At 45.6% G+C, this 12913-nt stretch carries 13 protein-coding genes; 8 read left to right on the forward strand and 5 right to left on the reverse strand.

Translation table 11 applies throughout. The features are described from left to right. Positions 1–3 precede the first annotated feature (3 nt). From AC3D28_RS16480 to AC3D28_RS16500, 5 genes are read right to left on the reverse strand one after another with little or no spacing between them, the layout of a single operon-like run. Positions 4–1017 (reverse strand): flagellar motor switch protein FliG, encoded by a 1014-nt coding sequence (locus tag AC3D28_RS16480; RefSeq protein WP_488536720.1) that lies wholly within the window; start codon positions 1015–1017, stop codon positions 4–6. Beyond that, complete coding sequence (gene fliF, locus AC3D28_RS16485) at positions 986–2731, reverse strand: flagellar basal-body MS-ring/collar protein FliF (protein ID WP_488536721.1); 1746 nt, start codon at positions 2729–2731, stop codon at positions 986–988. The genes AC3D28_RS16480 and fliF overlap by 32 nt, the downstream gene beginning before the upstream one ends. A gap of 3 nt (positions 2732–2734) precedes the next feature. Further along, entirely contained in the window at positions 2735–3091 is a 357-nt protein-coding gene (gene fliE, locus AC3D28_RS16490; protein ID WP_488536722.1) for a flagellar hook-basal body complex protein FliE, read from the reverse strand. A gap of 15 nt (positions 3092–3106) precedes the next feature. Next, a complete protein-coding gene (locus AC3D28_RS16495) occupies positions 3107–4438 on the reverse strand; it encodes a sigma 54-interacting transcriptional regulator (protein ID WP_488536723.1) in 1332 nt (443 codons plus the stop codon). Next, the gene (locus tag AC3D28_RS16500) at positions 4438–5457 is read right to left on the reverse strand and encodes a MotY family protein (RefSeq protein ID WP_488536724.1); all 1020 of its coding nucleotides are present in this window, start codon (positions 5455–5457) and stop codon (positions 4438–4440) included. Before AC3D28_RS16500 ends, AC3D28_RS16495 begins: the two co-directional genes overlap by 1 nt. Positions 5458–5840: 383 nt before the next feature. On the opposite strand from AC3D28_RS16500, the gene AC3D28_RS16505 reads away from it, so the two are divergent. Genes AC3D28_RS16505 through AC3D28_RS16540 form a run of 8 tightly spaced genes read left to right on the forward strand, consistent with a single transcriptional unit; the run spans position 5841 to position 12899 of the window. Further along, positions 5841–6656, forward strand: coding sequence for a FliM/FliN family flagellar motor switch protein (locus AC3D28_RS16505; protein WP_098414254.1), 816 nt, complete (start codon positions 5841–5843; stop codon positions 6654–6656). Next, positions 6656–7027 carry a flagellar motor switch protein FliN gene (gene fliN, locus AC3D28_RS16510; RefSeq protein WP_488536725.1) on the forward strand — a complete coding sequence of 124 codons (372 nt, stop codon included), beginning with the start codon at positions 6656–6658 and terminating at the stop codon, positions 7025–7027. The genes AC3D28_RS16505 and fliN overlap by 1 nt, the downstream gene beginning before the upstream one ends. Before the next feature lie 18 nt (positions 7028–7045). Then, positions 7046–7804 carry a flagellar type III secretion system pore protein FliP gene (gene fliP / locus AC3D28_RS16515; protein ID WP_098414256.1) on the forward strand — a complete coding sequence of 253 codons (759 nt, stop codon included), beginning with the start codon at positions 7046–7048 and terminating at the stop codon, positions 7802–7804. Between the two features lie 13 nt (positions 7805–7817). After that, positions 7818–8087, forward strand: a complete 270-nt coding sequence (gene fliQ, locus AC3D28_RS16520; RefSeq protein ID WP_098414257.1) for a flagellar biosynthesis protein FliQ — start codon at positions 7818–7820, stop codon at positions 8085–8087. After that, the gene (fliR, locus tag AC3D28_RS16525) at positions 8087–8863 is read left to right on the forward strand and encodes a flagellar biosynthetic protein FliR (RefSeq protein ID WP_488536726.1); all 777 of its coding nucleotides are present in this window, start codon (positions 8087–8089) and stop codon (positions 8861–8863) included. The genes fliQ and fliR overlap by 1 nt, the downstream gene beginning before the upstream one ends. Continuing rightward, entirely contained in the window at positions 8860–9987 is a 1128-nt protein-coding gene (gene flhB, locus AC3D28_RS16530) for a flagellar biosynthesis protein FlhB (RefSeq protein ID WP_098414259.1), read from the forward strand. The genes fliR and flhB overlap by 4 nt, the downstream gene beginning before the upstream one ends. A 31-nt stretch (positions 9988–10018) precedes the next feature. Next, positions 10019–12109 carry a flagellar biosynthesis protein FlhA gene (gene flhA / locus AC3D28_RS16535; RefSeq protein WP_488536727.1) on the forward strand — a complete coding sequence of 697 codons (2091 nt, stop codon included), beginning with the start codon at positions 10019–10021 and terminating at the stop codon, positions 12107–12109. After that, positions 12102–12899 (forward strand): diguanylate phosphodiesterase, encoded by a 798-nt coding sequence (locus AC3D28_RS16540; protein ID WP_488536728.1) that lies wholly within the window; start codon positions 12102–12104, stop codon positions 12897–12899. Before flhA ends, AC3D28_RS16540 begins: the two co-directional genes overlap by 8 nt. Positions 12900–12913: the final 14 nt, after the last annotated feature.

The raw sequence follows: 12913 nt of genomic DNA on the forward strand, positions 1-12913 counted from the left end.
ACGTTACTCCACCGTTGGCTCTTCGTAGAGCAGCAACTGAATATCACCGGACTCATCCAATTCACGAACCATTTGCATGGTCTCTTGACGCGCTTTTTGCACACGGCTTAGAGCAATACCGCCTCGAGCTTCCATATCGTCTTCCAATGCTTTCACCATACGTTGTGGCATTGAACGCTTAACCGCTTGCTGCAACGTAATATCCGAACCTTTGAGCGCGATAGCCCAAAGCTCAAGCGGAACTTGTTGCACGAGTATGTCCATGGTTTCTTCACGCTGGCGGCCAAGCACCATGAAGTCGAACATGTTTTCTTCAATCGCGTTGACAATATCTTCATCATGCAATTTCAGCATTTCCATTAACGCGCCACGATCGCCTTCAAAGCAGTTAATAATGTCAGCGGCTTGTTTAACCCCCGACAGTGGCGTGCTTTGACTTGCAGAGACTTTCTCAATACAACGCTCTACTAGGTCATGTAGATCCGTGGCGACTTGATGGTCAATATCTTGTAACTGCGCAATACGGAACAAGATTTCGTCATGGTAATCTTGCGGAAGGTTCTTTAAGACCGCCGAAGAACTATCCGCTGGCAAGTATGCGAGGAAAATAGCTTGCATTTGCGGGTGTTCATTGACGATGAAACGGGCCAGTATTTCAGCATCCACCCACTGTAAACGCTGCATGTTGTTGCGAATTTCATCACCATATAGGGTATTTAGCAGCCCTTTTGCTAAGTCATTACCCAATGCTTTACGTAACGTATTAGACAAGTACTCTTTCGATGCACCACGAATGCCACTGTGCTCTCGGAAATCTTCAAAGAAAGTTTGAATAACGCCACGAGCAGAGTCACTCTTAATGCCATTCATCTTGGCCATTGCTCGAGTCACCCGCTGGGTTTCATCACGGCTAAAGTGCTGTAAAACCTTTGCGGCGGCATCTTCGCCCATGCCTAATAGCACGAGCGCAGTTTGTTCTACATAACTAAGCGTCTGCTTTGACGGAACTGTGTTCATTGATGTTTACCCATTGTTTCAGTATTTCGGCTACGCGCTCTGGCTCTTCGTTGGCAATAAGCTGTAGATGTTTCAATTGAATCTCTAATGGCGAGCCCGCTGGTGGCAACATATCGCTGTTAACATCTAAACCAGAAGAAGCTGCAATGCCTTTTTCTGATAAACGACGGTCAAGACCTTCTTCGTGCTCACGTTCTTCGCGAGTTTGTAGATTTTCGTAATCTGTCTCGTCTTGTGGCTCTGAAAAATCGAGCTCTGGTTTTGGTTTGTCGGCGCCAGTGAGATGCATGATTAATGGACGAAGGACGAAGAAAATCATCGCCAAGCCCAACATGCCACCAATCACGTAACGTAATGGCTGCTGTACGGTTGGGTCTTGCCACCAAGGCAGTGCCGGCGGCGCATCAATCTCAATCGGGGTGAAGTTGAAGCTCAATAAGCTCAAACTATCACCACGTTCTGCTGAAATCCCGACTGCGTCCATAATCATGGTTGAGATCTGAGCTTTATCTGCTTCACTCCAAACCTCACCATCAGGAGATGCTTTCGAGTTCAACAATACCGACACGCTCATTTTCTTAATTTGACCTTGTTGATATTGAGTACGACGAACACTGCTGCCTACCGCGTATTGACGATTCACTTCTGAACGCGCATTGGTATTTTGGCTGTCCTCTGTCTCCGCTTCTCCTGTCACCGGAGGTTGGTTACTTAATGAACCAGGCACACCGAGAGCAATTTGATCGACCGAGTTGTTATGAATCGTATGTTCGTTACGAACAACCGGCGCGTTATCGACAATCTCTTGAGTTTCTTCAACTTGGCTGAAATCCATATCGGCCGCGACTTGAACTCGAAAGTTACTCGGGCCCACGATGGGTGTCAGCATGTCCGATGCGCGCTGAATGATCTGCTTCTCAACGTTCTTCTGATACTCCAAATATTTAGCGTTCACTTTGCCGGTTTCTGCAGAGGCTATATCAGCACTTAGCAAACGACCATATTGGTCGATAACGGAAACAAATTCTGGCTTCATCGCCGTGACACTACCAACCACCAAGTTGATGATGGCTTCGGCTTGCTCTGGTTTCAGATCCTCGCCAGGTTTTATTTCTAACATGACAGAAGCTGATGGGTTTTCACTATTTTGGCGCACAAATAAAGTTTGACGAGGTATCGCTAAGTGAACACGCGCATTCACTACTGCGTTTAAAGACATGATCGTGCGTACTAACTCACCCTCTAGACCATGACGATAGCGCGCCGTTTCCATGAATTGGCTCGTACCTAGAGAACTGTCTTCTTTTAGTGAATCCAACCCCGTTGGTAGCTTGGCTTTGACTCCCTTAGACGCCAACAACATGCGCAATTTAGCAACTTCGCCTTCAGGCACGAGGACTTGCCCGTTTTGCTCCTGCATGCGGTAATTCACACCTTCACTTTCCAATACCGACACGATTTCGCCAATATCAAAACGTTCTTGTTGACTGTATAACGGGCGAAAGCTCTGTGAAGAACTCCAGAGTGCAACAACAATAATCGCCGCAACGATGGCGGCTAATACTGCGGATAAGACCAGATTTCGCTGACTACTAGACCAGACTTGTTTCAGCTTATTAGTAACATCATCCATGCCATTCGATTTAGAAAATGCCGGGGTTGAGCCGGTGGCCATGGCCGTATTTCTAGCAACTTGAGGGGTTAGTTCTGACATCAATTACACCGGCATTTTCATAATATCTTCAAAAGAACTCACTACTTTGTTGCGCACTTGCATCAAAGCACTAAAAGACAAACTGGCTTTTTGGCTTGCGACCATTGCACCAACGAGATCATCACTTTTCCCTGTTTCTACCGCCGTTACTTTTTGGCTAGCAACCGATTGATGTTGATTCACCGAGTCCAGTACATTTGTCATCGCTTGAGAAAATGATAGCGGTGCGTTTAGTGATTGTTGATCTAAAGGGTTTGCACTCACGATAAAATCCGGCGACTGTACTTGCGTCTGCATCGCCTGCATTTTTGACAACATGAGTTGCTCTGCCGAGACCCCATGAGTAGGTTGACTTGCCATCTATTCTTTCTCCTATTAGGCAGCCGAGCCTAGTGCCGACTGTAAATCAATACCATGTTCTCGCATTGCAGCGAGCTTATAACGTAACGCTCGAGTTGAGACTCCTAACGCATTCGCTGTTTTTGTTCGGTTTCCACCAAACTGACGTAACTTGTCCAAAATAAATTGGTATTCAGCCTGCTTCTTCGCTTCCACATGGCCAAAACTTGATGTTGGCTCTGCGGATGAAACAGGCGTCACAACATCAATAGGGAGCATCAGATCTTGCGCCGTGATGTAATCACCATGACGCATGACCAAAGCACGTTGAATGACATTTTCCAATTCGCGAATATTGCCCGGCCAATGATATTGGCTCAACGCACTGATCGCATCTTGAGATAATTGACAACGACTGCCCTCTTGATACTTTTCAATAAAAAATTGACTGATCGGTAAAATGTCTTCTTGTCTCTCACGAAGTGGGGCCCAATGCAGCGGTAGCACATCTAATCGGTAGTAAAGATCCTCACGGAATGTCCCTTTACGAACCTCTTCACGAAGATCTTTATTCGTCGCGGCGATCACACGAATATCCAGTTGAATGGTTTTGTGACTGCCTACGCGCTCGACTTCTCGCTCTTGCAGCACTCGCAACAACTTCGCTTGAACTGCGGGTGACATTTCTCCAATTTCATCCAGCAGAATGGTCCCGCCATTCGCCTCTTCAAACTTACCACTTTGTGAGTTCATCGCTCCTGTAAAGGCACCTTTGACATGACCAAACAAGACCGCTTCTAACATCGACTCTGGGATAGCAGCGCAGTTAACCGCTACAAATGGCCCATTTAAACGAGGAGAGTGCTCATGCACATATCGCGCCAGTACTTCTTTACCTGTCCCCGACTCACCGGTAATTAAAACGCTGGCATTCGTACAAGCCGCGCGATGTGCCAATTGCAGCAACTGTTTGCTGCGCCAAGAGTTAGCAACGATATTGGCCATTGGCTTACTCAACGCTTCAACGCGCATCAGTAAATTGACCAGCTGATTGGCTTCAAATGGGCGCAAAAGGTAATCCGTCGCTCCAGACTTCATCGTCTCGGCCGCCAAAATTCCTTGCTCTTGATCGACGATCGCGATAACCACACCAGAATGGCGCTGCTTTTGATGACAAGCAACAAACTCACGGACACACATGTCAGGCAAGGTGGAACTGACTAAGGTGATCTCGGCGCACTCTTGAAGTAATGCACCTCGGCCAGTACGAGTGTGTGTCACTGTATAGCCTGCATGTTGCAACACATCTAATACTGGTTGAGCTAGGGCCTCATTTGGCTCAATCAACAAAATATTCGTTTTCATCATTATTGAACCTTAACTTTCATTTGTTGGGTTTGCTGTTGTACATACATGGCGTTTTTCGTCTTAGTGCGCTCGTTATCTCTAACAAGACGTAACGTCACACGTCGATTTTTTGCTTGGCCTCTCGCTGATTCATTGCTTGTGATGGGATAACGCGAACCATGAGCTCTCACTTCAAGCATCGATTTATCAACCCCAAGCTCTTCCAATGCTTGTGCAACTTTTTCTGCTCGCAGCCGTGATACGGAAAGGTTCGCTAAACTAGCGCCTACATTATCAGTGTGACTATCGATGAGGATTTTGGTGATACGTTCATCAACCGAAACATAACTATGAAGTGCGGCGAGCGTTTCCTGTTGTGTGTGGCTCAATTCTTTCTGCCCAAACCCAAACAAAAGCACAAGGTCTCTTGCTTGCGCAAACGTCAGCTCAGGTAAACGCTGTCGACAAGCGTTAAATGACTTTAGCGCGCCTTCTATTTGCAGAGTGGGGATGACGATCTCCGATAAAATGGAAGCGCTACCTTCACCAAGTGACAATGTCACCCATTTACCTGTAGAAACAGACTCGAACAAAGCTTCAGCGCCTTTACTAAAGACAAACCGATGAGATGGCTTGGTAACGTTCAGAGACGTTAGGAGTTGTTTAGAAGCCTCACGATGCCAAGGCGCATTTTGGCTTAGTAAAATAATAGTGTGCCATTTGTTACTTTCATACTGAATATCGGAAATAAAACGAATTTCCCCTCTCACTTCCGATCGGAAATAAAACTTCCCATAAGAAGAGTTCATCTGCAATAAGTTGCACTCTAATTTTGTTCCTTTGTATTTCCATTGTGAAATATCCATAGGGATGGTTACAATTTCACCAGAAAATCCAAAATTAGGAAAAAGTAAACTGACGAAGAAGAATATTTTATAAATGATTAAACCTTTCCAAGGAGTGTATAACTTACATTTCCATGACTTACTCAGTTTAATTAAATATGCCAATAAACCCTGACGCCTGGCACAGCTAATCATACTAATTACCTATTCTGAAATATTAAAATTGGTTAAAAAGCGCCCGAAAAAGTGGACCATAGGTCTAAATGGCAACTTTTTAACAGCAAAGCAACAATATTTATATTTTTTATATGAAAATGACCACTATGCCTTGAAAGGAGTTCCAATCGGCGAATAACGGCAGAAAGCGCTAGTGTTATTTTATATTTGTTCAGCAAATTTTAAGCAAAATTAACTCTTTTTAATTTTTATTAAAAGCTTCGTATGTAATCACATTGGCAACATATGAACTAAAGTCACAATCTGAAAGCTTTAAACTAAAATATCATTAAATATTCCGTGTAGACTACGCAGCTATTAAGTTCAAACAGTTTCGATTGTTAACGCACGGTAAAATATAAATGGAAAGTAGAGTTAGTGAGCCTATTTCTGATCTTCAACTACTTGACGTTGAATTATTAGGAAAGCCTATTCATATCATTCGCGAAAAACTAGAGAGTTTGATTGCGGAGTCTTGTTCTAGCCTTACGATAGAATTACAAAATTGGTTCAAAACAAGTAAAGTGGAAGCTAACTTAACCTCTGTAGATTTGCACCGCTTTAATCCGACACAGCTCGATAGAGACCTAACGTCTACCCATCAACACCAAGAAGGTGGGATGGTCTTTATTCATGGTGAGCCTCACATGCTAATAAAGCTCGCTGATCGCTTTTACGCAGCCAGCACAGAGCGCTCTGTGACGACGCTGACCGCGAGTGATCTGCGCTTACAAGAGCGAATCAGCCGCATCATCATTGGCTGGCTTGCGCCTGATCGCATGTGGCAAATGGGTGAATATGAAGCACCTCGAGGTATCGGCCTTAACGTGAAGCTAAACATCACGTGTGATGATCATCAAGGCACTATCCAACTCAAGCTTGATAGCCGCCTCATTCAAACGCTGATCGAGCAGCTTGAACTGCAACCCGATACTGATTTGTATCAACCATTCTGTCGCTCTTTAGAGTCGACTCCAGTTCGACTGAATATAGTTCTCAGCAAAAAGAAAATGGCCTTGAGCGACGTTATGGGTTTAAAACCCGACGACATTTTGCCTATTGAGCTTCTTAATACGGTTCCAGTAAGCATTGGTAACCAGTCTCTATTTACTGGCCGAATTGCAGAGCAAGATGGCCAACTTGTAATGATATTTAACCCGGATAAGGAATCGCAGTAATGAGCGAAGCGCCAGAAACTAAAGCATTTGACGCAGATGAGTTGAACTTTGACGACTTTCAACTGGAAGACTTTGAGGCCGAAAACACGTTTCAACCAGAACCTGTTGCTGCAGAGCGTGATTTGAGTTTTTTCAAAAGCATTCCTGTGACCGTCACACTGGAAGTGGCCAGTAAAGAAATTCCTCTCGGTGATTTAATGAAAGCGGGCGAAGGCACGGTTATCGAACTCGATAAGCTCAATGGTGAACCTTTAGATGTAAAAGTGAACGGCTCACTGATGGGCCACGCTGAGGTCGTGGTCATCAATGACAAATATGGACTTCGCTTGATTGATGTGAATGATTCCGCATTAAGCGGCGTTGGTCGATAATCTTTGGTAGGCATTACAATGAAAAACCTGAGCGCTTGGTATCGCTGGTTACCTCTTTTAGTATTGGTGTCGCTTTTGTTTGCTTTTCCGACGATGGCAGCAGACAACGGCTTAACGATCTTGTCCGTTTCTGATGGCGACACACAGCAAGAATACAGCGTTAAACTGCAAATTCTGTTGCTGATGACCGCGCTCAGTTTTCTTCCGGCATTCATTTTAATGGCGACGAGCTTTACTCGGATTATCATTGTCCTCGCGATTCTGCGCCAGGCGCTTGGTCTACAGCAAAGTCCACCCAACCGAATATTGGTAGGCATTGCGCTGGCATTGACCTTGCTGATCATGCGACCGGTTTGGAGCGACATCCATGAGAATGCGTTTCAGCCTTATGACAGTGGTGAAATTACGTTAGTGCAGGCATTTTCTGTTGCAGAGAAACCAGTAAGAGAATTCATGCTGGCACAAACTCATCAAAGCTCACTGGAGCAGATGCTGCGCATCGCTAATGAGCCGCTCGATCAAAACGTCGAAGACATTTCATTTGCGGTGGTTCTGCCTGCGTTTGTGATCAGTGAGCTTAAAACAGCGTTTCAGATCGGCTTTATGTTATTCATCCCATTCTTAGTCATCGATTTAGTCGTTGCGAGTGTTTTGATGGCAATGGGTATGATGATGCTCTCGCCTCTGATTGTCTCCCTGCCCTTTAAATTAGTGATATTTGTACTCGTAGATGGCTGGGCAATGACGGTTGGCACCCTATCTGCCAGTTTCGGTTAAATAGGAGCATGCTATGACACCTGAATTAACCGTCTCATTATTTTCCGATGCGGTATGGCTGATCATTTTAATGGTCGCGGTACTGGTCGTGCCCGGCTTAATCGTTGGCTTGTGTATCGCCGTCTTTCAGGCGGCCACACAAATCAACGAGCAAACACTCAGCTTCTTACCGCGCTTACTCGTGACGCTGTTAATGGTGATTTTTGCCGGTCACTGGATGATCCGCAAAATGATGGACTTGTTTGACTTCTTATTCCATAACATACCGGGGATGATCGGCTAATGGCCATCACATTTGCAGAACTCTCGGTGATACTCGGTCAACTATGGTGGCCGTTTTTTCGTGTCGGCGCGGTCTTTCTTTCGATGCCGTTCTTTGGTGATGCGATAATTCCCGTTTGGATTCGTACCTTGCTGGCACTCTCTATCGTCGTGATAACGGCGCCACTCATGCCGTCAATGCCGCAAGTCGAACTGTTCTCTATGACTTCTCTATACCTTGCCTTTGAACAAGCGATTTGGGGGGTAATGTTTGGCCTGATTTTACACATGCTGTTTAACGTATTCACCATGCTTGGCCAGATCGTTTCTCTCCAAATGGGACTGGGCATGGCGATGATGAACGATCCTATTAACGGACTTTCGGTGGCTATTTTAGGGCGTATCTTTCTTATCTTTTCCACCTTACTGTTCCTCGCACTTGAAGGGCATTTACTGGTGATCGATATCTTGATTCAAAGCTTTGTCGTTTGGCCAGTAGGTTCAGGCATCACATCACTTTCTCTGCAAGGGGTCGTCAATATTTTTGGTTGGATGTTTGCCTCTGCGTTAGCACTTGCATTACCCGCTATCGTTTCGATGTTACTTGCTAATATCAGCTTCGGCGTAATGAACCGCGCCGCGCCGTCACTTAACGTGTATGCGTTAGGTTTCCCGATGACGATGCTGCTCGGCCTATTCAGCGTATTAATTTCGGTGTCTGGTGTTCCGAGTCGTTACACGGCACTTGTTCACGACACAATCAGGCACTTAAACAACTTCATGTTGGGGGGCGCATGAGCGATCAATCCTCGCAGGAAAAAACCGAAGACGCCTCGTCCCAGAAAGTCAAAAAAGCCCGTCAGGAAGGCCAAATACCTCGTGCAAAAGAGTTTACGACTGCGGTTATATTTCTCGCCGTCGCGGTCTATTTTTATACTCAGCTGAGTAGCCTTTGGGAAAGCATGTCCGGCATTTTTCGTTACAACATGATGCTCACTAGGGCGGACTTAGATAACCCAATAAAAATGATAGAGCAGCTCGGACAGAGTTTAGCGATGATCATCGACATGCTCTTGCCATTATTTACGGTGATCATCATCACGACGGTTGGCAGCAGCCTATTATTGGGTGGTTGGATGTTCCGCCCAGCCAATGTCATGCCAAAACTCAGCAAAATCGACCCTATGAGTGGCATCAAACGCATTTTTTCCACTCGTTCGGTGGTCGAATTATTAAAATCCACACTCAAGGTTGCCGTAATCTTTGGCATTTTATACGGCTATCTCAATAGTAACCTACAGCATTTGCTTGGCATGCAAAAACTGCCACTAAGCCAAGGCTTCTCTATCGTGATGTCGATTTTGTTTGAAGGACTTTTATTAATGGGCTTCGCACTGTTGCTATTTGGTGTGATTGATATTCCTTACCAACGCTGGGAGCACCTCAAAGAGCTTCGCATGACAAAGCAAGAGTTAAAGGAAGAATTCAAGAACAACGAAGGCCGCCCAGAAGTAAAACAACGCATTCGCCAAATACAACAACAGTTTTCACGTCGTAAAATCGACAAGATGGTGCCAACGGCTGACGTGATTATTACTAACCCAACGCACTACGCTGTGGCATTAAAGTACGAACCCTCGCTGTCTGATGCACCATTTGTGGTAGCGAAAGGCGTAGACGAAACCGCCATGCACATTCAGCGTATCGCCCGCGAAAATAAAGTTGAGATCATCAATTCGCCACCACTGACGCGATCGATTTATCACACTACGGCGATTGAGCAAGCGATCCCAAGCCAACTTTACATCGCCGTAGCACATATTCTTACTTACGTTTTGCAATTAAAAGCCTTCCGTAAAGGGGATGGAAAAGAACCAACATCGTTGCCTCATTTTTCAATTCCAACACATTTACAGCACTGATTAACCCGCGTTTATCCAAGGACACGAAAGTATGCTTAACCGGTTAAAACAACTTCGAACCTCATCCAAAGGCTACATTGGCATTCCAATTGTCTTGCTAATGATTTTGGCGATGGTGATTCTGCCCTTGCCTCCTCTGCTATTGGATGCGTTGTTTACCTTTAATATCGTATTGGCGATTTTGGTATTGCTGGTCAGTACGACCGCAAAACGACCACTCGACTTTTCTGTTTTCCCGACCATTTTATTAGTGGCGACCTTACTGCGCTTAACGCTGAACGTCGCATCAACACGAATTGTATTACTGGAAGGTCACAACGGCAGTGACGCCGCGGGTAAAGTGATTCAAGCCTTTGGTGAGGTCGTGATCGGCGGCAACTACGTTGTCGGTATGGTGGTGTTTATCATCTTAATGATCATTAACTTTGTGGTGATCACCAAAGGTGGTGAGCGTATCTCTGAAGTGTCTGCTCGCTTCACCTTGGATGCACTGCCTGGGAAACAGATGGCAATCGACGCCGACTTAAATGCGGGTCTTATCGATCAAGAGACGTCTAGATTACGTCGTAAAGAAGTCGCCAACGAAGCCGATTTCCATGGGTCTATGGATGGTGCTTCAAAGTTTGTTCGTGGTGATGCTATCGCAGGCTTGTTGATTCTGTTTATCAACATCATTGGTGGTATCAGCATTGGTGTCTTCGAACATGGTCTCGCCGCTTCTGAAGCATTTAAAACCTATGCGCTACTCACTATCGGTGATGGCTTGGTTGCTCAGATTCCATCACTACTCTTAGCCACAGCTGCTGCTATTATTGTCACGCGCATTAATGACAGCGAAAATGGCATGTCAGAGACCATACAGAAGCAATTACTGGCCACACCAGCGACGCTATTTACGGTTGCAGGAATTATGGCGGTGATTGGCATGGTGCCAGGCATGCCACATTTGGCCTTTTTCGCGTTTGCCAGTGCGTTAGCCTTCGCGGGTTGGCGTCAAACCAAGCAACCGGTACAAGATTCTCAAATCGAGGAAGTGGAAGCGCTGTCGCAAGCCATGCAGGATGACGACGCACCACTGACATGGGATGACATTCCTCACGTTCAAACCTTGTCTCTTGCTCTTGGCTATCGCCTCGTGCATCTAGTCAATAAAGAACAAGGCGCCCCCCTATCACAACGCATTCGTGGTGTACGCCGTAATTTGTCTGAGCAAGTTGGTTTTTTGCTGCCAGAAGTGCGCATTCGCGACAACCTAAGCCTAAAGCCAAATCAGTATACGATTTCTCTCAATGGCGAAGTGACCGAACAAGGCTTTATTGAACCAGAGCGGTTAATGGCTATTGCCGTCGGTGAAACCTACGGCGAGATCGATGGTATTCTTGGTAGTGATCCTGCTTATCATTTACCCGCCGTTTGGATTGAACACCAAGATAAAGCCAAAGCCTTAAACATGGGCTATCAAGTGGTTGACGATGGTACGGTGATCGCAACCCATATTAGTAAGATCATGAAAACCAATCTTGCCGAACTGTTCACTCATGACGACGTTGAAGCCATGACGCAGCGTTTAACACAGCAAGCACCAAAACTTGCCGAAGCCTTAGCAGCAGCCCTAAACCCTGCACAGCAGCTCAAAGTATATCGCCAGCTTTTACTAGACCAAGTGCCGCTCAAAGATATCCGTACTATCGCCAATACAATGCTGGAATCCGCGGAGCATACCAAAGATCCCATTCTGTTGGCGGCGGATGTTCGCTGCGCACTCAAACGTACTCTCGTTAACTTAATTGCCGGACAAAAGAATGAGCTGAATGTTTACGCTCTCTCTGATGAACTAGAGCAAATGCTACTAACATCACTGCAACAAGCGCAAACTTCAGGTACGGTTGTGCTGGATAGCTTCCCAATCGAACCAAACATTCTTGGCCAGTTCCAACAAAACTTGCCATTGATTAGGCAACAACTTAAGCAGCAAGGCCTACCACCAATTTTGTTAGTGATGCCGCAACTGCGTCCACTACTGGCACGTTACGCTCGCACATTTACGCAAGGGTTGGCGGTATTGTCTTACAATGAAATCCCAGAAAATAAACAAATCAATGTGGTAGGAAACCTTGGCTAATCTAATCTCAACGCATGCAATGCATACATATATCGTTGAACTCGCAGAGCAGCATATCGTCATGGATGACGATCAATTAGTGTTTGACGCTTTAAAACACAACGATATTCAACACGCTTGCCAAGCCATCCGTGATGCTCAGTCAGGTGAGGTGGAATTCCAACACCTCACTTTACGCTTTGGCCTACGTGGTGAACAAAGCCTTTATCAATTCGAACTGTCTGAACAAATGCAATACTGCTTGGACTTGTTCAGTATGTATCTTTCATTACGACAAACGCAGTTTCAGTTAGAAATTTTCCATCCGGATTTGATCAGCAATGTCGTTGTACCGATACAGATTAATACGCTACTTTGGGAGCCAGGCGCTTACTTTCTTGAGCAAATCATTCAGTTTCATTCGGCTGCTTTTCAACATGTGATTCCCTCTTTGCAAGCAGACGAAACCCTATGCTTGCATGACAAAGTGGCCACGTTGGTAGAAAAACTGAAAGAAAATGCGTACTCACTTTGGTTCGAAGTCGCTACCGCTCAAGTGCATTTCGAACGCATTGCTGAGTTTGCCCCTAATATGATCAAGTTGTCGGTCACACTAGAAAACAAAGAAGATCGACAGACCTTTCTCCCCATTGCCAAATTTTTACGCAAGTATAAGTACCCTTGGGTCGCAGGACGAGTAGCCAGCCAAACAGAACTCAATAGTTACCGTTTGCTGGGCGCCAGTTATTACTTCGGCTACTTCAGTGATATCCCGACCTCTCTCTCTTTTCAATCTTTTGACGAGGAATAGCGCCACCTCAATAT

The sequence above is a fragment of the Vibrio sp. TAP-3B genome (genome assembly GCF_057784735.1).

What these genes read in the sequence shown, in the direction of transcription:
- AC3D28_RS16500 (WP_488536724.1), bottom strand. Translation starts at nt 5,457, where the DNA reads ATGATTAGCTGTGCCAGGCGTCAGGGTTTATTGGCATATTTAATTAAA.
- AC3D28_RS16495 (WP_488536723.1), bottom strand. Translation starts at nt 4,438, where the DNA reads ATGATGAAAACGAATATTTTGTTGATTGAGCCAAATGAGGCCCTAGCT.
- flhA (WP_488536727.1), top strand. Translation starts at nt 10,019, where the DNA reads ATGCTTAACCGGTTAAAACAACTTCGAACCTCATCCAAAGGCTACATT.
- AC3D28_RS16480 (WP_488536720.1), bottom strand. Translation starts at nt 1,017, where the DNA reads ATGAACACAGTTCCGTCAAAGCAGACGCTTAGTTATGTAGAACAAACT.
- fliN (WP_488536725.1), top strand. Translation starts at nt 6,656, where the DNA reads ATGAGCGAAGCGCCAGAAACTAAAGCATTTGACGCAGATGAGTTGAAC.
- fliE (WP_488536722.1), bottom strand. Translation starts at nt 3,091, where the DNA reads ATGGCAAGTCAACCTACTCATGGGGTCTCGGCAGAGCAACTCATGTTG.
- fliF (WP_488536721.1), bottom strand. Translation starts at nt 2,731, where the DNA reads ATGTCAGAACTAACCCCTCAAGTTGCTAGAAATACGGCCATGGCCACC.
- fliR (WP_488536726.1), top strand. Translation starts at nt 8,087, where the DNA reads ATGGCCATCACATTTGCAGAACTCTCGGTGATACTCGGTCAACTATGG.
- AC3D28_RS16505 (WP_098414254.1), top strand. Translation starts at nt 5,841, where the DNA reads ATGGAAAGTAGAGTTAGTGAGCCTATTTCTGATCTTCAACTACTTGAC.
- fliP (WP_098414256.1), top strand. Translation starts at nt 7,046, where the DNA reads ATGAAAAACCTGAGCGCTTGGTATCGCTGGTTACCTCTTTTAGTATTG.
- flhB (WP_098414259.1), top strand. Translation starts at nt 8,860, where the DNA reads ATGAGCGATCAATCCTCGCAGGAAAAAACCGAAGACGCCTCGTCCCAG.
- fliQ (WP_098414257.1), top strand. Translation starts at nt 7,818, where the DNA reads ATGACACCTGAATTAACCGTCTCATTATTTTCCGATGCGGTATGGCTG.